Genomic DNA, 22837 nt, shown 5'->3' on the forward strand with positions numbered 1-22837 from the left:
AATGTGAGTAACTCATGATTGATTCCTCCGTGTAATGGTTGTTGTGGTGACTCCATTTTACACGAATCAATCATGAGCCATTTTTTTATTTAATGGTAACTGTCGCACTTCATATTACAATCCGTCAAATATAAAGAGAAGGGGAAACACAATGCAAGATACTAATGAGAACTCAGTACATTCATCGGTCATTCGCGGCATGAGGCGCTTCGCTCGATATGCTGCGCTGACGACAATACTCACGGCCGGGATTTACGTCTGCCCGTTCAATGCCGAACCAGTATCTGCGGCAGCAAATACGGCGGATGCATCGTCCGGCTATACAGAGGATCAGCTCGCAGGGCTTGCTCTGCTGAACGAGGTTCGCGTCAATGCTGGCGTACAGCCCGTTCGTCTCCATTCGGCGATTACAAAGGCAGCGACACTGCATGCCTCCTATTATAACAACAATAACATCCAGCCGAGTCTGAGCGCACACAAGGAGACTCCAGGGATGCCCGGATTTACAGGCAAGTCGGTGTTGGAGAGGATGAAGGCTGCCGGATGGCTGCCCGGATCACAGGGATACAGTTCTGGAGAAGTTATGCACTTCAAACAGAAGAGCAGCGTGAAGGCGATTCATGGATGGCTAGATACCGCGTATCACCGCGAGATTATCCTCAGTCCGAAGTATAGTGAAGTGGGCATCGCGCTCGTCGACGGTACTGCCGTCATCAATATGGCGGGTTCCTATTCGCCGTCAGCAATCGAAGGAGGCGTATCTGTATACCCGCACGATAAGATGACTGGCGTTCCTGTAGGATTTTACGGGCATGAAATTCCGAACCCGCTGGATCAATTTGACGTCAAATTTTCTGGCTATATTATTTCGGCTACAACCGAAAAGCCGATGGCATGGCACGAGGCGACTATTACGGACGAGACGGGCGTCACGATACCGTACCATGAAGAGCTCAAAAGCGATACGTTGTTCTTGTATCCGAAATCAGTGCTGCACGTATACCGTGTCTCTCGCATACCAAGTAGAAGACTCTCCTGCAACGCAGCGCAAAGCATGGTCGTTCACGACCGGACAAGGGCATCGCTTGTTGGAGTTATCGGCAAATTATGCGGAGATTGTCCTGAACGAGGGCGAGGAGTATCCGATTCAGGTGATAGGCAATTATGACGACGGCACGAGCGACTCGCTTGCCTCCGGCGTGAAATTCGCAAGCAGCAGCCCGGGTAACCTTACTATATCGTCATCAGGAATCCTGAAAGGTATCAAGGCCGGCGATTATACTGTTACGATGTCTTCGGAAGGGGTGTCTTCACAAGTGAAGGTCAAGGTGCTGCCCCGGTTGAAGACGAAAACTTATCCAGCTACATCGGATCCGTCTAAGCTGACGGATATTGGCGGTCACAAGGCCGAAGCGGCTGTCGCATGGGCGGTGCAATCCGGCATCATTGCAGGTTCTCGCGACGGCTCGTTTCAACCAGACGCTGAAATAAGCGAAGCAGATTTTTGGACGATGCTGCTGCGCATGTATAAGGTCAATATTGACGCTTATGCGCCAGCGAAGAAGAAGCATTGGGCGGATGCGGCGTACATTATTGCGGATGAACGCAATTTTCCTTTGAATGGCCTGACATCGCTCTCTGCGAGAGACGGCAAGATGACCCGGCTGAAAGCGGCAGAGATCATCTCGGCAGCCGACGGAGTCAACTTCGCCGGCAACAATGTAGTATGGTACATACTCGGGAAGGATTATGCCAAAGGGAAAACAGAATTATCAATTGAAGGCTATAAGCCGGGGGATGCGCTTACGCGCGGGGAAGCGGCCCAAATGTTGCAATATTTGCAACCGAAGCTGAAGGAACTGCGGGGCCGGCCTGCGAACATAACGCCAATCTCGGTGTTGCCTCGCTTGCCGGAACGAGAGGTGTATGTGAAGCCGGATACGATGGAAGATCGTATGATGTGGGCAGAACTTCAAGATGATTACATGTTGGCGGTTGAAGGAAAGTTTGCGCAATTGGCCGGCCAGCAGCTCACGCTTATGGTGCAGACAGGCGGCTCCAAGCCCCAGCAAATCCAGGATGTATCCGTGTCTGTAGATAGCCAGGGCACATTCAAGGTTAGCGCTGGCCCATTCAAGGAGGACTCGCTGAATCTGTACTTGCGTACTGAAGGAGTGTACTATTGGATCCCTGTCAATTATAAATCGATGAATGCAAGTCAATACAGTGAAAACTATTAAGTATCGGCGCTGAATGCTGAATTCTATTCGTCTAGTCTCATCAGTCATTGGATTATGTACAGTGGAACAGCACGATATTTCTCTTTGCAGCAGGCCTCGTTGGATTTCATCCAATGGTCTGGACGTTTATTAGGCAGAAAGCGCTGAAAACAGTTAGATCCACTGGACAAAGTACATTCTAATTGCCGTTCAGCCACCTCATGTGAGCATTCTGCTGCATATTTTCCAATGAATCTGGCTACTCAGTCAAGGCGAGTGGAAGCTAGCAAGCTCGCTCATACGCGAAAAACAGGTCGCACCAGGAGAAAAATATTCCCTTTGGTGCGACCTGTTTTTATAATCAGTACTTACTTACAAGCTCAAATGTTGATGCTCCACTTACGGAGAAGGCGCAGGAACCCACTTTCTCCAAATGTACTCAAGCAAATTCCACGCCCCAATATACAGTAAACTAACGAGAGAACCAAATACCACTCCGTAAAAGCCGCGAATGATGGAAATAGGCAGGGATGTATGCAGATGGGCAAATGTATCTACGAGCGACGCTTGTCCAATCACTCCTACAGCCATGATGTACAATGCGCTTGGTCTATTTTTCAAGGCAAGGTAAGCTCCTAAGATAAACAGAGGATGGGCAAACAGAAATTCTTTATTTCTTGGCCGAATTCCGATTGTATTTTCCAGTAAAGACCGGAATAACGACTCGATCGCAGATACATTTCCCGAATTCCCCGTTCTGGATAAATAATAAAGCATGACGACCAACGCGAACCCAGCGCACAGAATCCATAGAACGCTAATGGGAGTAATTAGTATTCGCTTCGCTTTTAACATCTTTTCCTCAGTCGTAAGATCCTCACTGAAAAAGACAAGGTACAGGAGAACAAGTGCAATAGGTACCGAACTAACAGCACTAACTCCAATAAACTGATCAATTTTGAGGAAATAAACGATATGGTCGAGAAGCGCAACAATATAAATACCACCGATTAGAGACAACAGTGATGTACATAGTAACAGTAGGAAGGGGGACCAAAGACGTGTCGCTTCCTTTTTATGTTGTTTTCTGCGTATCCATTTAATAGCCATCATCATCGCTACGCTCGGAGCGCAGATCGCAGCGCCGAGAGCAAGCATTTTATATAGCAAGCTAGTGGACAGCATGCCGATTCCACATGCGCCGAACAAACCGATTACAAAGATGAACAATAAAGAAGAGGGAACTAAGTAAGACATTGCGATGGCGATGATGGATATACTGCCCAAAACGGCCAATAGCTTTAGAATCTCGTGCAAATTCGTATTGGATAATGTAAAAGAATGCGCCGGGCCCAACACATATCCTTGTTCTTGAATTCTCTGTACCGCTCCATCTTTGCCATTCAGGATGGAATAGATGGAGGCAAGGGGATCGGCATACAATCCCGTACCCGTGCTTTGGCTTGCGCCAGCGTTCAAAAGAATCATTCGAATATTGCGGTCCTTGACAGCGAGAACAAAGCGGTCTGCAAATCGTTGAACGCGATCTTCCAGTTCCTGCAGCGAAATATTTTGCACGAGCTTATTCGCATCTGCTTCCGAGAATTGATGCAAGCGAAAAACATCGTAATTTAGATCCTTAGCCAGAATGTCGAATCCCAATGGGTCTGCTTTTTGCATCTCCGTGTATGCTAACCCGACCCGATGTTTCTTCAGCAGATTCGCCATTAATGACATGCCATCCGTCTTTTCGTCGTTCGTGTATCCGGGAACGGCATCTCCATCTATGATGACGGATGTCACATTGAACGGAACGAGCCGATTCAACATATCGTTCATGTCCCGGGGCGAAAAGGGTTGGCGGCGATTGGATAGTGAAATAATGATGTGAAATCCTCTATCTTTCAACAATTCCAACGTTACTGGATCCGGATCCATTGGCAAGTGAGCAGCGTCTGCTATAGGCATCTCGATAATGAGACCATTTTGATTTTTAAAAGTCCATGGTTTTAACTTCACATTCATCCGTTGAAAGCTTGTTTCGATCATGGTTTTCATTTCATCTTCTGATTCTCTCTCGGAAAACAACAGGTACGTAAAATTTTCGTGTGGAGAAATCGAGGTTTGAGTTAAAGCTGCGGCTTCGTGTGATGAGAACAAATCTATCCTCCGACTTAACTTCAGTAGATCAAGTGTGCTTTCGTTTACGGCCATCGATTGAATACCAGCTTGCTTCATCAGAGCAAGCTGGTCTGCGACAAACTGTCGCGGATTGGCTTTGTAGTCCGAAATGGCAAGAAGATTACTGAAATTAAAAACAAACTCTACTTGCTTAGATGAGCTTTCTGTAATGACACGCTGATATGCTATCGGAATAGAGGATACGATCCCTAAAATAACTAGACACCATAACCAACGCAGTGTCAGGCAATTCACTCGTCGATACCAATTAAGCACTACACTCAACTCCATCTGCTTAGAGTACAATCTTTTTTGCCTTAAAAACGGCAATACCTATAACTACCAAAAACGAATATACCATAAATTGCTATTGGTATAAAGCTCTGAATCAGATTGCGTAGGCTGCATTTTTGAAGCATATACTTAAATTAAATCACACAATACTTATACATACTTACTATTAATCAAAATATACTTTCAAATACTTATTAAACGAGTTATAATTACATACAAAGGAGGTGCGGCTAATGTACCAAGAGGAGCGCTTGCTGAAAATACTCGAGCACTTAAGTCAACACCAATCGATGAGCGTTGCAGATATATGTTCGCTATTTCAGGTGTCGAGGGATACGGCACGCAGAGATATTGTCAAGCTAGTTCAAGAAGGTGTTGTCATTCGGACGCATGGAGGGGTCGCCTTACCCGAACTGCAAAAGGAGTTGTCCTCCTATCAGGAGCGTTTAATTGATGAATCCGACAGCAAGAAAAATATTGGAAAGCTTGGTGCCAAGCTAATCAAGGATCAGGAGACTGTGTTCTTGGACGTATCATCCACCGTACAGTTTGTAGCGGAACAAATCCAAGCGAAGCATATAACGGCAGTCACTCATTCCATTGATAACGTAGGCGTACTATCGAATCGAGATGACCTTCAAATCTATGTTCTCGGCGGTTACCTGCATGCCAAAAATCGCTTGCTATATGGGCCGTCTGTCATAGAAAAAATTAGTGAAATCCGCGCCGACAAAGCGTTTATCGGTGCAACCGCCATTCATTCTGATGGATTCTATTATCCTTATGAAGAAGATGCCCGCGTGAAAAGGGAAATGGCCCGTCGATCGGATCAAGTGATACTCGTCGCCGATCATACCAAGTTTGCAGCCAAATCGAGATTTAGGTTAGATTTCGAATGCGTGGATATCATCATTACCGATCAGGACATTCCGATTGAAATCAGAGAAGCAATTGACCAGAAAAACATTACGGTTATTGAGTGTCAAGCAGACATCCAGCAGGGAGGCGACGAGCAATAATGAACAACAAAGTGGTGCAAAATGTGCAATTGCTGCTGCCAGACCGAATCGTCCCGTCAGCCACGGTATGGATTAGGGATGGGAAAATAGAGAGAGTCGAGCCCGAATATCACTCTGCAGTAGAAGATCAATATGAACGGATTGATGGGAGAGGGCAATGGCTAATACCTGGAATGATCGATGTTCATATTCACGGCGCCAATGGCTTGGACATGATGGATGGTACGGAAGCGAGTATTCAAGAAGTATCGCACGCATGTGCCGCGACAGGATGCACCTCATTTCTCGCCACTTCAGTAAGCTCTACAATGGAGGACCTGCTGAACATGATTCGCAGCGTCAAGCGAGTCATCGGACAAGAAGCGGGAGCGAAGATTGCGGGAATTCATTTAGAGGGGCCTTATTTAAATCCGAAACGTAAAGGAATGCAGAATGAAAAGTATCTCCGCCATCCCAACATGGACGAAATGCAGGAGATTTTCCAGGAAGCGGGCTCACTGATTAAAATGGTAACGATCGCTCCGGAATTACCTGAAGGAATAGAGCTCATCTCCTTCCTGAGAGAACAGGGAGTTGTCATCGCGGTCGCTCACTCCGATGCCACATACGAGGAAGCGAAACAGGCCTTTGCAGCCGGTGCCAGTCATGTTACGCATTGTTTTAACGGCATGCGCCCGATTCATCACCGGGATCCGGGTCTGATCGTAGCCGCATTTGAAGAACATCATGTAAGTCTGCAAGCGATCGTGGATCAAGTTCATTTGCATCCTGCTATTATTCGATTGATGCATCGTTTGAAAGGGCCGGAAGGTATGGTGCTCATAACAGATGCTTTGCAGGCAATGGGGATGGGGGATGGAAATTATGTATTTGGCGGCCATCATGTCACTGTATCAGAAGGTATCGCAAGACTGGAGGATGGTACCTTAGCGTCCAGTACCGTAACGATGAATGAAGCATTACGCCTTACTGTCGATACAGGGATTTCCTTGACGGATGCTGTACACATGGGTTCTACTACACCTGCAAATATACTTGGACTCCGTGATAAAGGGAAAATCGAGCCCGGCTACGATGCAGATCTCGTGTTGTTGGACGAACAGTTTCAAGTTGTGTGGACGATGATCGCTGGTAAAAGGATAGGATGAAAATACAATAACCTTAGCCGGGCGAGTTCCGGTCGGGGTTGGCGGAACTTCATAACAGACGATTCAACCGAGTCTACGAGTTCATAAAAGCATAAAAAAGAAAGCCGATAACCCTATAATTGGGAATATCGGCTTTCTTTGTGATAAGCAATTGCTGCAGCATACCTTACAAAGTAAGTCCAAATCGCTTCAATTCAATGAATATGCCTTCGAGTCTTTTCCCCCTTTCCGTTATAGAATATTCTACACGCGGAGGAACTACCGGATATACTCCTCGCTCCACTAGGATGCAGAGTTGGCAGCTGTAGGGCGCGGCATGCTGAAGGATTCATATTGGGCCTTACATGCCATTCAAGCTGTACGCAAGGAAGCCGCATCTCCGAAGCAGTACAAAGCTGCATAATTGATGAATGATATCAGCGCGAATCGCGAATGCAGCGGGATTGACGGTTAGCGGTACCGCGAATAAAATAAGCTAGTGAAGTAGGAGATGGAGGATGATTGCAATGGAAAAAATAACTACAGAAAAACAGTATCATAACCAAATCGGGAAAGATGAGTTCACCATTTTGAAATTTTACACGAATTGGTGTCCGGACTGTAAAAACCTCGACCGCTTTATCGGGGATATCGTTATCGAAAACTCGGACAAAGAATGGTTGGAAGTCGATGCCGAGCAATTGCAACATATTGCCGAGGAGAACGATGTAAGAGGCATCCCAAGTCTGCTTGCATTTAAAAATGGCCAAAAGGTCGGCCATTTGCACAGCAAGTTCGCGAAGACGCCCGATCAGATCAGAGAATTTTTAAGCACGTTGTCTTAATGGATAAGAGACCAGAGGCAGGCCGCCTCTGGTCTATCTTATTATAGCAAGGTGATTCGCTCAGAACATAGAAGATGCATATGGCCTTTTATTTTGTCTATTGGCCAATCCCACCATTTCAACGCCATTAGATATTCAATTTCCTCGTCAGAAAATCTATTCTTAATCGGCTTGGCCGGATTGCCGCCCACAATCGTATAGGGCGGGACGTCCTTGGTCACAAGGGCGCGTGAACCAATGACAGCGCCATCTCCAATGTGGATTCCGGGCATAATCATAGCCTCTGTTCCAATCCACACATCATTGCCGACGATCGTGTCACCGGCACGCTTGAAGCCATCTACCGATTCGTTGCCCCATTGTTCCCCTGCATAAAAGAAGGGGAACGTCGTAACCCAATCATATCGATGTCCCTGGTTGCCGGCCATAATGAATGCAGCGCCAGAACCTATGGAACAGAACTTCCCGATAATAAGACGATCAACATCGTTCCGTTCCGCAGACAGATATCTTACGCAATAATCTTCAAACTGTTCTTTATGGTAATAACCTGAGTAGTACGTATAATCTCCAACTTCGATATTTGGATTGGATATTTGTTCTTTGAGCCAATGACTATGCATCCAATTTTTAAATGTACCTTCGCGCATGTTGGTTCGCCTCCTGCATGATTAATCATTTCGCGATGCAGGAGGCGTTATCCACCGCTCTAATCATTAATTTTTCACCTTCAACTCTCAGAAAATTTTTCATACATCATCATTTTAATCAAATTCAATACATTAGTCCATTAAATTCAATTTAAATCCCGCCGTTACAAGCGTCGGTTTTCCCCGATACGCAAAGTCTTGGCTTCATGCAAATGTTTTCTGTTATCATAGGAAATATAATAATTCCGGAAAATCAATTTTCCATCCAAAAGGAAGGACCAGATCATGGGTTTACAACTAACTGAACGGTTCATTAAGTCGTTATGCGGCCAGATCTCTTTTGAAAAAGGAGCAGCCTGCTACCGAGCCGGAAAGGTGACTATCACGAATTACGATCTAGGGGCTTCTATTTACGAGGCCACGGTTGAGGAAAGAGAAAGCTGCAAAGTTACAGTCCATATCGGTCAAAATGGGGATGTGGAGGCGGAGTGCACCTGTCCCGCGCTTCCCTCTTACGACAACTACTGCAAACATATCGCAGCAGTGCTGCTGAATCTCCATCATATGCAGCATGGTGGCAGACGACCGATTCAAACCGGTGCTTCGTGCCAGATTTCGGCGAGGGATATTCAATTGGCCAAAAGCATGCTGGGGCTCTTCGGCGACAAGCCGCTGCGCCCAAGCGGCACAAGGCCTCTTTTTGATACAAGGACTCCTCTTCACGTGGAGTTCACCTGCAGACCCGTCTCTTACGGCTATCGGAAGCACATATTCGGCATTGAGTTCAAGGTCGGGCCCAAACGGTTATATGTTGTGCAAAAAATTAGAGAATTTCTCGATCACATCGATCGGAGAGAAGACTACCCATTTTCCAAACTATTCACTTATGATCCGGAGCTCCACGGCTTCCAAAAAGAAGATGACGCGGTCATTCAGCAATTAATCCAAATCTATCGCAACGAAGAGACGTACCGCGAAACTGCGAACATTTATTTCCGCGCCAGCGCTATGAGCGGCGATCGGATGCTGTTGATTCCTCCTTTCTTATGGGATACCATTCTTCCCTTGCTCGCCGCAGCTCCATCGGTACAGTTTGAGCAGGGGGGCGACACATACGAAGGCATCCGTATATCCGACGATCCGATCCCCCTCCATTTCGAGCTGGGCCAAGCACAGTCAGAAAGCTATCAATTGGACGTCCAAGGCTTGGAAGGGATTATCGTCATGGAATCGTACGGGGTTGTCCTGAGTGAAGGCAAGCTGTTGAAGCTGCAGGCCGACCAGTGCAAGCGTCTCGCGGGGCTGAAGCAAATGCTCGAAGCTTCCGGCAAGCATCAAATCCAAATTCCTCCGGAGCAGATGGAACCTTTCATGGAAAAAGTAATACCCGGTCTGATGAAGTTGGGCTGTGTCCACATCGATGAAGCCATTTCCGGCCGCATTATGCAGACGCAGCTGAAGGCCAGACTATATTTGGACCGTGTGAGGGATCGGCTGCTTGCCGGATTGGAATTCCAATATGGCGATATTGTCATCAATCCGTTGGAAAGAAACGTGCAGAGGCGCGGCGAGGACCGCATTCTCTTGCGTGACGGGGAACAGGAACGGCGAATTTTGGAGCTTATGGAGAATAGCTCCTTCACCCAGACGGAAGCCGGGTATTTCATGGATGATGAAGACGCGGAATACGAATTTTTGGTTCACGTCGTTCCCCAGCTGGAACAGCTGGTGCAGGTATATGCCACCTCCGCCGTGAAAGAAAGGATCTGCACCGAACATGCCCCGCCGAAGATAACAGTAGATGTCGATGACAGAATCAATTGGCTCGAATTCCGGTTCGATATGGAAGGGATTCCTGAATCGGACATCCGCAATCTGCTGAAGTCCTTGGAGGAGAAGCGCAAATATTATCGTCTGCGCAATGGGGCGTTATTGCCGCTGGAAAGCGCGGAGTTTCAGGAGATCATCCGCTTCATGAACGAAATGGGCGTCCGCAAAGGTGAGGTCAAGGGAACGGAGTTCCGACTTCCGGTCATCCGCGGGCTTCATTTAATGGATTCCCAAAGACAAGGAAATGCCGTTAGCCTGGGTAAATCATTCCGCAGGCTTTTGGAGAACATGCGGAATCCAGACTATTTGGATTTCCCCGTACCCGACGGTCTGGCTCCCGTGCTTCGGGATTATCAGAAGTATGGGTTCCAGTGGATGAAGACGCTGGCGCAATATCAGTTCGGGGGCATACTTGCAGACGATATGGGTCTTGGCAAGACGCTGCAGAGCATCGCGTTTATCGTCTCCGTGCTGCCCGAGATCAGAACTCAGGGACTACCCGCGATGATCGTCGCTCCGGCTTCGCTCCTGTACAACTGGCAGAATGAGCTGAAGAAGTTCGCGCCGGAAATTCGGGCCGTGATTGCAGACGGCAGCAAGACGGAACGGAGCGGAATTGTGAAAGATGCATCCCAGGTTGACGCAGTCATTACATCTTACCCGCTTCTGCGCAGGGATATCGAAATGTACGCCCAGCAATCGTTCCATACACTCATAATGGACGAGGCCCAATTCTTTAAGAACCACACGACTCAGACGGCACAGGTGGTAAAGCAGATTCAGGCTCAGTATCGCTTCGCCCTCACGGGCACTCCCGTGGAGAACTCGCTGGAGGAGCTGTGGTCCATCTTTGGCGCCGTACAACCTGATCTGTTCCCGGGCAGAAAAGCATTCAATGAACTATCCCGGGAAACGGTGTCCAAGCGTGTCCGTCCGTTTTTGCTGCGGCGCTTGAAGACCGACGTGCTGAAGGAGCTGCCGGAGAAGATCGAGTCGCTGCAAGCCTCCGAGCTGCTGCCGGAACAAAAGAAGCTGTACGCAGCTTATTTGGCCAAGCTGAAGCAGGAAACATTAAAGCATCTGGACGATAACGATTTTCAGAAAAACCGGCTCAAAATTTTGGCTGGCTTGACAAGGCTTCGCCAGCTGTGCTGCCACCCTGCCCTGTTCGTTGAAGGCTATGCCGGCAGCTCGGCCAAGTTCGAGCAATTGATAGAAATTGTGGGGGAATGCCGGAGCGCGGGCAAAAGGATGCTTGTCTTCTCCCAATTCACCGAAATGTTGGGCCTAATCGAGCGGGAGTTGGGTTATCAAGGCGTGCCGTATTTTTACTTGGACGGAAAAACGTCTTCGGCCGAGCGTGTGGAACTGTGCAGCAGGTTTAACGAAGGGGAGCGGGATGTGTTCCTCATCTCCTTAAAGGCTGGCGGCACTGGACTGAACCTGACCGGAGCGGATACCGTAATCCTCTACGATCTGTGGTGGAACCCAGCCGTGGAGCAGCAAGCAGCCGATCGGGCGCATCGCATCGGGCAGAAGAGCGTCGTGCAAGTAATCCGGCTCGTCTCCCAAGGCACCGTGGAAGACAAAATGTTCGAGCTCCAGCAGAAAAAATTGAATCTGATCGACGAAGTGATTCAGCCGGGCCACGAGGCACTGTCCGCGCTGACGGAGCAGGATATCCGGGAGATTCTGATGATATGATAAAGAGCTCTGCGAACTGTCCGCTTCGTATCGTAGAAATGAAGAAGACGTCATAACGCTAAAGAAGCCGATTGCCCTATCATAGGGTAATCCGGCTTTTTCTTTGTGTCTGCATGGTTTATTTTTACATTCAAATCAATTCGTCTTTTTCCGTTTTTATTACGTTAATCAGGTAGAAGGGAGGGAGCTGGGTGCTGACGGATGAAGACCTTGTCCAGGAAATACAAAGCGGGAGCCAGGCAGCAATGGAAGTGCTGGTGAAACGTCACTATTCATCGATCTATTCCTACATATATAGAAAAATCGGTGATCGTCATACGGCTTATGATTTGACGCAGGAAGTGTTCATGAAGATGATGCAGTCACTTGGATCTTATCGGAACAACGGAAAATTCGCTCATTGGTTAATGAAAATTGCGGTAAATCACTGCCTGGATTATTATCGCAGCAAACATTATAAACAAAACCATACACAAACCGAACTGGATGCAAATGTTTCTGATGACAAAAGTAATGTGTGGGATTTATTTCATATTCAATATCAGCGGGAAAAAGCGAAGCAGGCCGTGCTTCTTCTGCCTGAACACCAGAGGGATGTCATCATTCTCAATTTTTATCATGATCTGAAAGTGAAGGAGATTGCTGACATGACCCACAGCAATGAATCCACCGTAAAATCCAGAATAAAAGCAGGGATATCCAAACTTAAGCAAATACTGCTTGCAGGAGATGATGGATGTGAAAAGAGAAAGCAAATATAAAACGAGGGAACAATCACCAAATGATGATTATTCGGGAATCGATACGCTGCTTGAGCAGTACAGCGTGGAGCTTCCGTCGGATGCGCATATCGATCGTACGATCGAAGCGTTAAGACCACATGTCCCGCAAAAAAACAAGAGTGATTCGCATAATAGGCAACGATTATTAGAATTGATGAACCGGGCCGCGAAGGAAATTCCTTTTTTCGGCAAGTTATACTGGATTTGCTGTTTGTCAGTGTTACTGACGGGGCTCTGGTTGGCCGCGGCGGACGCGCCGCATCCGTATGCCGCTGCCATTTTGTTTGCCCCCGTTCCGTTTATCATCGGGTTGTTGGAAGTATTCAAAGGGAGAGAGCAAGGCGTCTTGGAGATCGAACTGGCCTGTAAAGTATCTGCGCAAGAGATTATGCTGTCAAGGCTGCTATTCGTCGTGATGAACAGCATCGTGCTGAATACGTGTCTGTCCAGCATACTCTCTCTATTTAGGAATGACGTTCCCTTTTGGGACTTGACGTGGAGCTGGCTGACCCCGTTTCTAATCGTTGCCAGCACTTCCTTGTGGTTGGCGATGCGCATCCGCGGCAGTTCCGCTGTTATGATTCTCGTCTCGGTATGGATCGCGCTCGGGATGATCGGATTAACCAATCCCGATATCGTAAACAAACTGCTGCAAGTGAACCTATTTGCAGCATTCATCGTGAATGCCGGGGCGCTGCTGCTTCTATTCAATCAAGGAAAGCAGCTGTTACGGAAACATTCATTCTTTGTAGAAAGGAGCTTGGATTATGAAGCTAACGATTCAGGATATATCTAAACAGTATAAGGACAAATGGGCAATTAGTCATTTTTCGGCAGAGCTGAGCAACGGAGTCTATGGACTGCTTGGACCGAATGGAGCCGGAAAAACAACGCTTATGCGAATGTTGGCCGACATCTTGCAGCCGACTGCCGGCAACATTTTGCTTGACGGCGAGGACATCCGGACGATGGGAGACGGATACCGGGATCTGCTCGGTTATTTGCCGCAGCATTGCGGATTTTACAAACAATTTACGGCTCATCGATTTCTGATGTATATTGCATCCTTGAAAGGACAGGAGAAGAAATATGCGCTGGCGAAAGTCGATGAGATGCTTCATCTGGTCGGTTTGGCAGATCATGCGAACCGCAAAATCAAATCCTTCTCCGGCGGGATGAGGCGACGTCTCGGCATCGCACAGGCGCTGCTGAATGACCCGAAGGTGCTCATCCTTGATGAACCGACGGCTGGTCTGGATCCGAAGGAACGCATCCGATTTCGCAATATTTTGTCCGAATTATCCGGTGACCGGATTGTCTTATTATCAACGCACATCGTGTCCGATATCGAGTATGTCGCCAAGGAAGTGTTATTGATGAACGAAGGGCAGCTTTTGAAACAAGACAGACTCGTCACTTTGCTGGAGCAGCTCAAGGGAATGGTATGGAAGGCGATGATCGATGAAAGCCAGCTCTCCAGCCTGAAACGGCACTATAAGGTTGGAAATATACTGCGGCAGCCGAGCGGCATTGAAGTCCGCATTCTGTCGAAAGAGCAGCCTCTCCCATCTGCTCACACGGAAACGCCGGGGCTTGAGGATTTATATTTATATTATTTCAATGAGGAGTTAGCCGAATGATGGATCTGCTGAAGCATGAACTGTTCAAAATCATTTCACGTAAAAGCGTGCTGATCGTGGCTGTGCTGCTATTGCTTACATACGGACTGTTTATCGCCTCCCGAAGCGATCATTACCACGATGCATCGCAAGAGTATAAACCGTACGAGAGAGTGATAACCGAAGCGGATCGGGAAATAGTTTTGAAAACATTTGAGGATGAGGATCGATATAATAAGGATACACCACCTTCTGAACGCGGGCTGCTTCAGGATATTTGGGATATCCAGTCTATGAATGCAGGTTATGAGCGGCAACTGGAAGAAATTCGCGCACAATTGGACCAGAGCGTCCTTGGATCGTATGAATACAAGCAGCATGCCCTGCATGAACAGCTTTTGTTAGAGAAAGGTCCTCCTTCCGGGCAGGTCTACTATAACAAGCCATGGGCCTACATGATTGATATGATTGATCAATTCGGAGTCGCCTTTATGGGTGCCTTGATCCTTATCGGACTCGCTCCTCTATACTCGGAAGAATACTCAACCAGTATGGATAGTTTGCTCTTAAGCAGCAGGAAGGGGAAAGGGAAGCTAATCACTGCCAAGTGCTGTGCCGCGATCATTTACACAAGCTCCTGTTGTTTCTTGTTCGCGCTCATTAATATCGTCGTGCATGCGCTGTTATTCGGCAATCTAGACGGAGCCAATACTCCGCTGTACAGTCTGAGCAGGTACGGTGACTCTCATCCGTTCGGGACATCCCCGTATTCGTTAATGGTCGGACAATATTATGCGATCCAGCTTGGGGTGCATCTTGTTGGAAGTGTTGCATTTGGACTTGCTGTCATGTTTATTTCATCGTTAAGCGCGTCTACTTTTGTAACCTTATTCGTATCGGGGGGCATTCTGGGCGTCCCTTATGTATTAAATGATATGTTCAATATGAAAATCCAGGTTATCGAATGGTTGTCCTATTATAGCTATAGCCAACTCATGCGCGTGACCCGGTTGTTTAACTATTTTCAAGCTGTTAACGTTCTGGATACACCCATCCTTTATCCAGTTGCCGTGTTGTCTGTCATGACCCTCGTCACGGGATTGCTGGTATGGGGGACGCGGCTTATATTCCGTAAACATCAGGTTAGCGCGTAAAGCAAGTTTATGGTTCTAAACAGCAGCTTCCCGCACATATGATCTCTTCTAAACATACTTATTTGGGAGGTTAGCGCGATTGACACCCAATGCCTTTGTGGCTCGTTCCATTGATGAAATACGCTTTTGGTCCCGTATCATGAAGGAGCATTCCCTGTTTCTTAAATTAGGCTTTCGATGTGAAGATACTCAGTTAATTAATGAGGCTAATCATTTTTACAGCGTGTTTGAAGCAATTGAAAACAGAGCACATGCATTACCTGCCGATACAGATCCCCAGACTATGATTCGAATTAATTCGGAAGTTCAGAATGCGGCTACTCATATCTGGGCCTTCAAAAGAAAGGTGCTGGGTCTCATCGTAAGCTGCCAGCTTCCAGGAGGGAATAACTTCCCATTATTAGTTGATCATGTAAGCCGAGAAGCTAATTATTTCAGAAATCGGTTAGAAGAATTAAATACGGGAAGACTGGAGCCGCTGCCTGATGCCATTATCGATGAAAATGTATTTTTCCTGCGCATTATGGCAGATCACGCTAAATTCATAAGCCATCTGCTGGACCCTTCGGAGCGGCAGCTAGTTGAACAAGCGCGCGGTTTCAGCCATGATTTCGACCAATTGCTATTTCAAGCTAAAGATTTAGAGTCCATGCGCCCTCAATCGCAAACCGTTCCGCTGCTCGATCAATTTTTGGACCAAAACAGAGTATCGGTAAAAGCTTTGCGTGATTTCAAGAAAACAGCTCGTGAATTGATACAGGCTTGCCGAATAAAAAGTATTATCCACCCTTTGTTAGCCGATCATGTGTTTCGCGAAGCTGAAAGATTTCTTTTTATTATCGAGATGTTTGAACAGCATTTGTCAGGATACCCTGTTCCGATTCAACAGTTAGAACATTGAATAAAAGCTATCTAAATCATTCATGAAGCCAGGGGCAATATGACTGGCTTCTTTGTCATGCAATCAAGACTTACCACTTCGGCTGGGTAGGATACATCTTTCCTAGGTGGTAAAATATGAAAAGAATAGCGATAGGGATGAAGGGTGTGTGTTTGTGAACCAAAAGCAAACGAAATTTGGAATGAGCAAGTTGAGTGAACGTGACATTTCCGGGCTTATTCAACTATCAGCGTCTGTTGGTTGGGATTATGATGAACAAGAAATTCGTACAGTGATGTCAGCAGGTACAGTATATGGACATAAAAATGAACAAGGAACGATTATCTCTAGCGCAGCAATGATTCCTTATGCCGAAAAGCTGGCTTCTATCGGGATGGTAATCGTTAACGATAGCTATCGGGGCCATGGATTAGGTAAGGAGCTGACAGAGGCTTGTATTCGCTCTGTGCCTGATGATGTGACGATTATGCTGATTGCAACGAAAGAAGGAAAGCCGCTTTATGAAAAATTAGGATTCGATACGATTACTTGTGTCCATAAGTTAATAAGTGATAATTATGTACCCTTTCACCAAGAAGCTGGAGGGTTAGAATACGACGTGTTTCCATTAACAGATACCCACTTCGAACAAGTCCGTGCCATGGATCGAGGCGCAGTGGGAGCAGATAGGGGACCGTTCCTTGCAGTACGAATTCGACAAGCGAGACAGGGCGTAGTTGTCACACATCGGAATGGAAATTTGGCAGGGTATGGATTAAGTATTGCCGGACCTGTCAATATGATACTTGGACCTATTGTAGCCACGAATCATGATGTCGCATGTTGCATCATTCGCGAGCTTGCGAAAGAACACCAAGGAAGATTAAGAATCGATGTTCCGGATGGACAGGCTTTATTTGTGCGGAGCTTAGAGAAATCTGGATTTGTGAAAGAAAGTCAACCGCCTGTTATGATTAAAAATTCGAGCTCATTGCCTGAAAGAAATCATACTCTTTTCGGTATCGCAGCTCAGATTTTCGGGTAGCTTCACCGATCTTGATTTCATCTTGATGTGGTCTTATCTGATGAAGAATGACACCGCAACCGAGACAGACAAAAAAGTAAGGAAAGAATAAGAAGCGTTTCATAATGAGATTAGGCCTCGGATTCATCGTTATTTCGTTGGCGTGCTATATGGTTGGGACACTGGGAGCTTCTCCCGATGAAGAAGCGGCGACAGAAGGTATGAAGGGAGGAGATACCACTCAAGTAAGTGCGCCCTTGGGAGCGAACTCTGCCACATAGGAGAAACGGAAAACGGTGCAGCATAAGGGGGAAGTCGCGTACTTGACTTTCGAACAAGGGATGACAAATGGACATAAAGAGCATCTACCGTGAGGGCAGGTGCTCTTCAAGTTTAAGTTGGTGAATTCATGCAGTCGAATCTATCTTCGCTGCCGTTAAAATAATTGCTTCAGAAAAGGCTGTTCCAATTTTGCTATGACCGATTGCCGATGGTTGTCGATTTGGTTGAGGATAGGCATTTTGTTTGCCTGCACATAATCCGCTGCTTTTAGAATTCGCTCGGCCAGTTGCGTCGCGTCCGTTGAGATTACCAATTGCGGAATGCTGAGGGAATGGGTGAAATCAAATGACTTAAAGCGGTAACCCAAGCAGATGAAAGGAACATTCGCCGCTGCGGAAAGAACGTTGGCGTGAAGCTTGAAGTTGATGGTGAGGTCGAACCGTTTCATTAGTTGCAAATAATGTTCGTACGTATGCACTTCTGCATCGTACACCACTTTGTCGGGAGCCGCTATTTTGTCATATAGCCGCTTGCAGGCCTCCCGGTCAGGACCCCATACCGGGTACAAATATATTTTATACCCTTGCTCGATTAGGAAGCTTGCCGCGGAAGCCAATTGATTCTCGACATACGCTTCATCCTTGCCGTAAATCCGGTTATAGGATGTGCCCCAGTTGATGCCGATCCACCGTTCACGGGTTTCTTCGTCATCCGCATGAGACGCCGGCGGGGACGTAAGCATGGCCGGATCGCCGCTCACCGTCACCCGATCCATCGAGACGCCCATTTGCCGCATATATTCAAATGTCCATGGACCCCGTACGCCGCAGAAAGCCGTATTTTCAACGACCTCCTGTACTTTAACGCAAAACTCCTTGCTCTCAGCAGGCTCACCGGGGCCGAAGCTGAACGGATTCAAGCGATCGTGGCCGCTGCCCCAAATGATTACGCGCTTTTCTTGCCGAACGGCTTCATGCAATATATCGAGATAGCCCGGTATCAGCAAGGAGCCGCCTCCCATTACAATCGTGTCATACACGGACAGATTCTTGATATCGACTCCAGGCATCGAAGGAATGACCTTATATTTTTCCGGACTCAGATGCAGCTGCGCCATGTGCTCGAACATGGCCCACATCCATTCGTCGCCCAGATTATTGAAGCCAATCCATCCTAAGTAGAAAATGTTTTTCACGTTGACATCACACTCCCGTTATTGAGTTTTGGGCTTGAATGGCTGTATAGATTTCATCCATCCGCGAAATGATGTTGTTGATATTAAAATGTTTCAGTGTCCATTGTCGTCCTTGCGCGCCGATCTCCTTGAGATCTTTCCGATCGGATAAAGCTTTTTGCAATGATTCGGCTACTGCATCTTCCGTCGCCTTTCGTTCGGAAGCGTGATCTCCGAAATAATAGTCCCACGCTTGTCCGTATACGGTCGGCTCGACAATTCCGAAGAAGCCGTGGTTGCCAATGGCCAGTACCGGTTTCCCGCACGCCATCGCTTCCAGTGCAACCCGGCCCGTGCCGACCACGATATCTCCGAGACCGTAATATTCCCGGACCTTCGTCTGATTGCCAGTCATATGAATGAAGGTTTGTTCGGCATTTTTATGGATGGAATTGACCATCTCATTAATTTCGGCAAATTGGATGCCATCGCCGACAACGACCACATGCAAATTAGGCATCTCTGACTTGCGAAGCCGCTCGGCAGCCATAATCAACATGGTGCAGACGATGGCTTTATCCCATGCCAACCGGCTTGCATATACGACAACGCTAGCATCATCCGGAATCTCCAGTGACTTCCGCAGCTCTTGGGAGGGGACCGGATAGAATTCCTCCGGGTCGACCCCGTTCGGCACCAAGAGGGAAGCAATACCCATATTCTGCAGATAGCGCTGTACGGGCTTGCTGACACTGATGACCGCATCGCAGCATTGGGACGTCCGAATCAGCTGATCCTCGGGATAATAAGCCCCGTGGACGGTAAACACAACGGGTATCCCCAGCTCTTTAGCGGCCATGGCCGCATACATGCCCGAAGGGGTTTGATGCACATGGACGACATCAATCTTGCGGTGCAGCATAATCTGCTTGAGCGTACGGATGGTCTGCTTCTGCGAGCTTTCCAGCATAAATGCGCCCGCTGTCAGATCGATGGCATGAATCGGACATGCCGCTTTTGCGAAGGCATTGTACATCAAGCCGCCTGCTCCGGCATAAACCGGTTTAACGCCTAACTTTTGCAGCCCGTTAACAAGACTTAGTACGTGAGTTTCCGTGCCTCCGACTGCCAAGCTATCCATCACCATCAGCACTCGATAGGCATTATTTCTCATTGCGCTTCAACCGTTCCTTTCCGAAGTATTGTCGGGACCGTTGGTTCGGGTGCTTGCGGTAATAATAAAGAATGTCGGGCATATTTTCGATGTTCAAGGACTTCGCGCTTAAGGCTCTAGCTATAAACTCATAGTCTTCTGCGCCTTCTATCCTTCTTGTATGCCCGCCGATATGATCGAAAAGGCCGCCGCGCAGCATGATGGTTCCATGGCATACACAATGGCCGCCGCTGGCATATACCTTACGGATTTGATCTCCATACCGGATCCAGCCCGCTTTGGACCTCAGATCCATCTGATTGTGTTCGAAAACCTCATAGTTGGTCCCCACCAACTCAATATCCGGACGGCTCTGCAAAAAAGACACCTGACGCTCCAGACGTTCATGATGTGAAATATCATCCGAATCATGGACCGCTATGAGTTCTCCTTTAGCCAAATACAAGCCAGCGGTCATCGCCCCAGCATACCCGATGTTTCGGGGAAGAGGCAACGTTATAAACGTACGTTCGGCCAGCTGCTGCCGATTGTCATTCAGCCAGTTCTCCACCTGCGTCAAAGAATCGTCTGTTGAGGCATCATCCACGAGGATGACTTCCCAATTCGGGTAGGTTTGCCGCAAAATGCCGTCCAGGCAATTAATCAGAAAGGCTGATTTGTTATAATTTGTTATGACGATGCTTACGAGACCCGGTATTCTTAGGTAGGTCATTATTTTCACCACCTTGTTTCATTTGTTATGAGACGATGCGGACATATGACACCATATTGATTTGAAATATGGCATAGTGTCCATTGTCATATCCCGGAAATCCGGATGTGCGGACAGTCAGCTTCGTGTCATCGACGGACACGAGAACGCCCGTCGTTATGTCCAATGCGCTTGCTACCTGTACTTGTTTTCCAATTAACAAACGGAGTTTTTCTTTCATCACAATCACCTTCTTCTATTGAGTTTGGAACGAGATGACTTGATTCAGATGTACGAGCACAGTCGTGCCATCTGGCTCACTGATTTCTGTATAGTTCTCTCCGACTTCGGTTATCGTTCCTTGAATCGTTCCCCCGAAGGAGGTCAATTCAACCTGCCGATGAACATATCTTTCAATCGGCTGCTTCAGCGGGGAAACGGAGCCTCCATGCCCCGAATGCGGCGGCGCGGAGTCGTTCCACATCTCTTCCCGAATCGCTGTCCGCAGAGCTTGCACGAGACGGCTTGCTTGCTGCTCGTCCTCATTGAAGGGATCTTTGACGACTCGTTTCATAATTTGAGCCAGTCCTTCAAAGTATTCTCGCAACTCTTTTTCGTTTACTGAAATTTTCATATTTTCCACCTACCTTCCATTTCCATATTAATAGAGTATACAAAATGAGATTCAGTGACTAAACTTATCCCTGTCTTCTCGTAAATATGTTCGTTTAATCGTGAAAATAGATATGTAATATTGCCAGTAAGGGACGCGTATATCGCTAATTTTTTTGCTTTTTAGCAAGCTTGCGTAACCTTTTACGTCCTTAAAGGCACTTATATTTAGATATGGCAGAAAGGAGTGGCTGTTCATGCTTCATCAAATCGAAGAAGCTAAGCATGGGAAGCGGGAAGCCTTTGAACCGATTGTTGAAGCGTTTCGGGGGATGGCATATGCCGTGGCGTATGAAGATGGGTGACCTTCAATATTGGATATGCCTCAAAAAATATCTCAAGGAACGCATATATTACTGCACATCAAAGGCCTAATCTCATTTCCGAGCTTCTCGAATCGAGCTCCCGAATTCAATGATTGTCGAATCAGCTTAACCGAGACCGGCCGCCGCGTCCTTGCTGGACAAGCAGATTGGGTAGTCATGAATGGGATGGACGAATGGCTTGGCGGCGTTCGCTTGGAGGGACGCGACGCATCTTGGCGCTGGGATCCGTCCACTCACACGCTGGTTGACTCACAATGTAGATAGCGCAATAGACGGAATGATGAAGAGAATATTAGTAATTAGATCTTGAATGTTCGTATTGCAGTTGATATATAATGATTAACCCTATTCATATTGAAGGAGTATGTCATGATAAAACGGATATCGATTGAAGACGAACAGACGGCAGCTCAAGTCCTGGCCGTTCAATTACCGGCTTACCGTGTGGAGGCGGCTCTCATCCAATTCGAGGACATCCCGCCTTTGAAGGACAACGTATCATCGTTGCAGCAATGCGGCGAAACATTCCACGGCTATTACGACGGCGAGCACTTGGCAGGTGCCGTCTCGTTCAAACGGGAAGGGGGGACGATCGACATTCACCGGATGATCGTCCATCCGGAGTATTTCCGCCGGGGCATCGCCCAAGCTTTGCTGCAGCATGTAGAACGCTTGCACCCTGACGCACACACGTTCATCGTTGCTACCGGAGCGCGCAACGATCCAGCCAAACGGTTGTATGAGAAAAATGGTTATGAGCTCGTCCGTGAGCAAGAAGCAGCTCCCGGGCTGACATTGGCCTTTTTCCAGAAGAACAAGGGCGCGTCATGAGGGCGGTTGCCAATCACTTGTTGTGTCTGGGCGGAGCTTGGATTCTGTCCAACGTTGTGGCGATGGGATCATTCTGCGGTTACATCGATCTCGAAGGTCTTATTGAAGTATCGGCAAATGAATAAACATATCAGCATAATCGGACTGAATGAAGAAAGCCAACAGTTAATTGAAAAGATGGGACAGTCTATTCCGATAGGTCATTAACGCGAAAACCTTCCCTTGGTGAAACGGAGGCCACTGAAAAACACGGCTTTTGTACGTAACCGAATGTGAACACATCAAAAAATACGATTTTCATTCAGATTTCACGAATGAAAATCGTATTTTTTTGCTTACTGTCCCACTGGAGGCGAGCA

The 22837-nt window shown here is 47.4% G+C and carries 22 protein-coding genes and 1 pseudogene; 15 read left to right on the top strand and 8 right to left on the bottom strand.

The genetic code is table 11. The features are described 5' to 3' along the window. Positions 1-151 precede the first annotated feature (151 nt). Both M3650_RS30870 and M3650_RS30875 read left to right on the top strand, forming a co-directional pair. On the top strand, positions 152-1168 hold the full coding sequence (locus tag M3650_RS30870) for a CAP domain-containing protein (protein WP_251580164.1): 1017 nt from the start codon (positions 152-154) through the stop codon (positions 1166-1168). Then, positions 1089-2240, top strand: coding sequence for an S-layer homology domain-containing protein (locus tag M3650_RS30875; protein ID WP_251580166.1), 1152 nt, complete (start codon positions 1089-1091; stop codon positions 2238-2240). Before M3650_RS30870 ends, M3650_RS30875 begins: the two co-directional genes overlap by 80 nt. A gap of 378 nt (positions 2241-2618) precedes the next feature. Here the strand turns inward: M3650_RS30875 and M3650_RS30880 are convergent, their stop codons facing one another. Beyond that, complete coding sequence (locus tag M3650_RS30880) at positions 2619-4691, bottom strand: DUF5693 family protein (protein ID WP_251580168.1); 2073 nt, start codon at positions 4689-4691, stop codon at positions 2619-2621. A 236-nt stretch (positions 4692-4927) separates the two neighbouring features. Between M3650_RS30880 and M3650_RS30885 the strand changes: the two genes are divergently transcribed. Together M3650_RS30885 and nagA are read left to right on the top strand one after the other, a co-directional pair. Beyond that, positions 4928-5713: a DeoR/GlpR family DNA-binding transcription regulator gene (locus M3650_RS30885; protein WP_251580169.1), complete on the top strand. Its 786-nt coding sequence runs from the start codon at positions 4928-4930 to the stop codon at positions 5711-5713. Next, on the top strand, positions 5713-6861 hold the full coding sequence (gene nagA / locus M3650_RS30890; protein WP_251580170.1) for an N-acetylglucosamine-6-phosphate deacetylase: 1149 nt from the start codon (positions 5713-5715) through the stop codon (positions 6859-6861). The genes M3650_RS30885 and nagA overlap by 1 nt, the downstream gene beginning before the upstream one ends. A 166-nt stretch (positions 6862-7027) precedes the next feature. On the opposite strand, the pseudogene M3650_RS30895 reads toward nagA, so the two are convergent. Continuing rightward, positions 7028-7147: pseudogene (locus M3650_RS30895) on the bottom strand (winged helix-turn-helix transcriptional regulator); the annotation flags it as partial. 220 nt (positions 7148-7367) lie between these two features. Between M3650_RS30895 and M3650_RS30900 the strand changes: the two are divergent. Next, positions 7368-7685, top strand: a complete 318-nt coding sequence (locus M3650_RS30900) for a thioredoxin family protein (RefSeq protein ID WP_251580171.1) — start codon at positions 7368-7370, stop codon at positions 7683-7685. Positions 7686-7726: 41 nt separating this feature from the next. Here M3650_RS30900 and M3650_RS30905 read toward each other — a convergent pair whose 3' ends face one another. After that, entirely contained in the window at positions 7727-8335 is a 609-nt protein-coding gene (locus tag M3650_RS30905) for a CatB-related O-acetyltransferase (protein WP_251580172.1), read from the bottom strand. Positions 8336-8620: 285 nt separating this feature from the next. On the opposite strand from M3650_RS30905, the gene M3650_RS30910 reads away from it, so the two are divergent. The 7 genes from M3650_RS30910 (at position 8621) to M3650_RS30940 (ending at position 17349) form a co-directional block, all read left to right on the top strand. Further along, positions 8621-11869 (top strand): DEAD/DEAH box helicase, encoded by a 3249-nt coding sequence (locus M3650_RS30910; protein ID WP_251580173.1) that lies wholly within the window; start codon positions 8621-8623, stop codon positions 11867-11869. Between the two features lie 191 nt (positions 11870-12060). Continuing rightward, complete coding sequence (locus M3650_RS30915; RefSeq protein WP_251580174.1) at positions 12061-12630, top strand: RNA polymerase sigma factor; 570 nt, start codon at positions 12061-12063, stop codon at positions 12628-12630. Further along, positions 12602-13447 (top strand): hypothetical protein, encoded by an 846-nt coding sequence (locus tag M3650_RS30920; RefSeq protein ID WP_251580176.1) that lies wholly within the window; start codon positions 12602-12604, stop codon positions 13445-13447. Before M3650_RS30915 ends, M3650_RS30920 begins: the two co-directional genes overlap by 29 nt. After that, entirely contained in the window at positions 13419-14291 is an 873-nt protein-coding gene (locus M3650_RS30925; RefSeq protein WP_251580178.1) for an ABC transporter ATP-binding protein, read from the top strand. Before M3650_RS30920 ends, M3650_RS30925 begins: the two co-directional genes overlap by 29 nt. Then, positions 14288-15424, top strand: a complete 1137-nt coding sequence (locus tag M3650_RS30930; protein WP_251580180.1) for an ABC transporter permease — start codon at positions 14288-14290, stop codon at positions 15422-15424. The genes M3650_RS30925 and M3650_RS30930 overlap by 4 nt, the downstream gene beginning before the upstream one ends. A gap of 79 nt (positions 15425-15503) precedes the next feature. Next, a complete protein-coding gene (locus tag M3650_RS30935; RefSeq protein WP_285848782.1) occupies positions 15504-16325 on the top strand; it encodes a DUF2935 domain-containing protein in 822 nt (273 codons plus the stop codon). A gap of 148 nt (positions 16326-16473) precedes the next feature. Continuing rightward, positions 16474-17349, top strand: coding sequence for a GNAT family N-acetyltransferase (locus M3650_RS30940; RefSeq protein ID WP_251580182.1), 876 nt, complete (start codon positions 16474-16476; stop codon positions 17347-17349). A gap of 415 nt (positions 17350-17764) precedes the next feature. Here the strand turns inward: M3650_RS30940 and M3650_RS30945 are convergent, their stop codons facing one another. Genes M3650_RS30945 through M3650_RS30965 form a run of 5 tightly spaced genes read right to left on the bottom strand, consistent with a single transcriptional unit; the run spans position 17765 to position 21283 of the window. Continuing rightward, positions 17765-18805 carry a polysaccharide pyruvyl transferase family protein gene (locus M3650_RS30945; protein WP_251580183.1) on the bottom strand — a complete coding sequence of 347 codons (1041 nt, stop codon included), beginning with the start codon at positions 18803-18805 and terminating at the stop codon, positions 17765-17767. Positions 18806-18812: 7 nt separating this feature from the next. Further along, entirely contained in the window at positions 18813-19958 is a 1146-nt protein-coding gene (locus M3650_RS30950; RefSeq protein ID WP_251580184.1) for a glycosyltransferase, read from the bottom strand. Continuing rightward, the gene (locus M3650_RS30955; RefSeq protein ID WP_251580185.1) at positions 19948-20670 is read right to left on the bottom strand and encodes a glycosyltransferase family 2 protein; all 723 of its coding nucleotides are present in this window, start codon (positions 20668-20670) and stop codon (positions 19948-19950) included. Before M3650_RS30955 ends, M3650_RS30950 begins: the two co-directional genes overlap by 11 nt. Positions 20671-20695: 25 nt before the next feature. Beyond that, positions 20696-20890 carry a hypothetical protein gene (locus M3650_RS30960; protein WP_251580186.1) on the bottom strand — a complete coding sequence of 65 codons (195 nt, stop codon included), beginning with the start codon at positions 20888-20890 and terminating at the stop codon, positions 20696-20698. Positions 20891-20905: 15 nt separating this feature from the next. Continuing rightward, positions 20906-21283: a hypothetical protein gene (locus M3650_RS30965; RefSeq protein ID WP_251580187.1), complete on the bottom strand. Its 378-nt coding sequence runs from the start codon at positions 21281-21283 to the stop codon at positions 20906-20908. 352 nt (positions 21284-21635) lie between these two features. On the opposite strand from M3650_RS30965, the gene M3650_RS30970 reads away from it, so the two are divergent. The 3 genes from M3650_RS30970 (at position 21636) to M3650_RS32160 (ending at position 22603) form a co-directional block, all read left to right on the top strand. Next, positions 21636-21911 carry a hypothetical protein gene (locus M3650_RS30970; protein ID WP_251580188.1) on the top strand — a complete coding sequence of 92 codons (276 nt, stop codon included), beginning with the start codon at positions 21636-21638 and terminating at the stop codon, positions 21909-21911. Between the two features lie 105 nt (positions 21912-22016). Further along, entirely contained in the window at positions 22017-22478 is a 462-nt protein-coding gene (locus M3650_RS30975; RefSeq protein ID WP_233696912.1) for a GNAT family N-acetyltransferase, read from the top strand. Next, a complete protein-coding gene (locus M3650_RS32160) occupies positions 22475-22603 on the top strand; it encodes a hypothetical protein (RefSeq protein WP_019422030.1) in 129 nt (42 codons plus the stop codon). Before M3650_RS30975 ends, M3650_RS32160 begins: the two co-directional genes overlap by 4 nt. Positions 22604-22837 lie beyond the last annotated feature (234 nt).

Source organism: Paenibacillus sp. MER TA 81-3 (assembly GCF_023713585.1).
Classification (GTDB): domain Bacteria; phylum Bacillota; class Bacilli; order Paenibacillales; family Paenibacillaceae; genus Paenibacillus_B; species Paenibacillus_B profundus.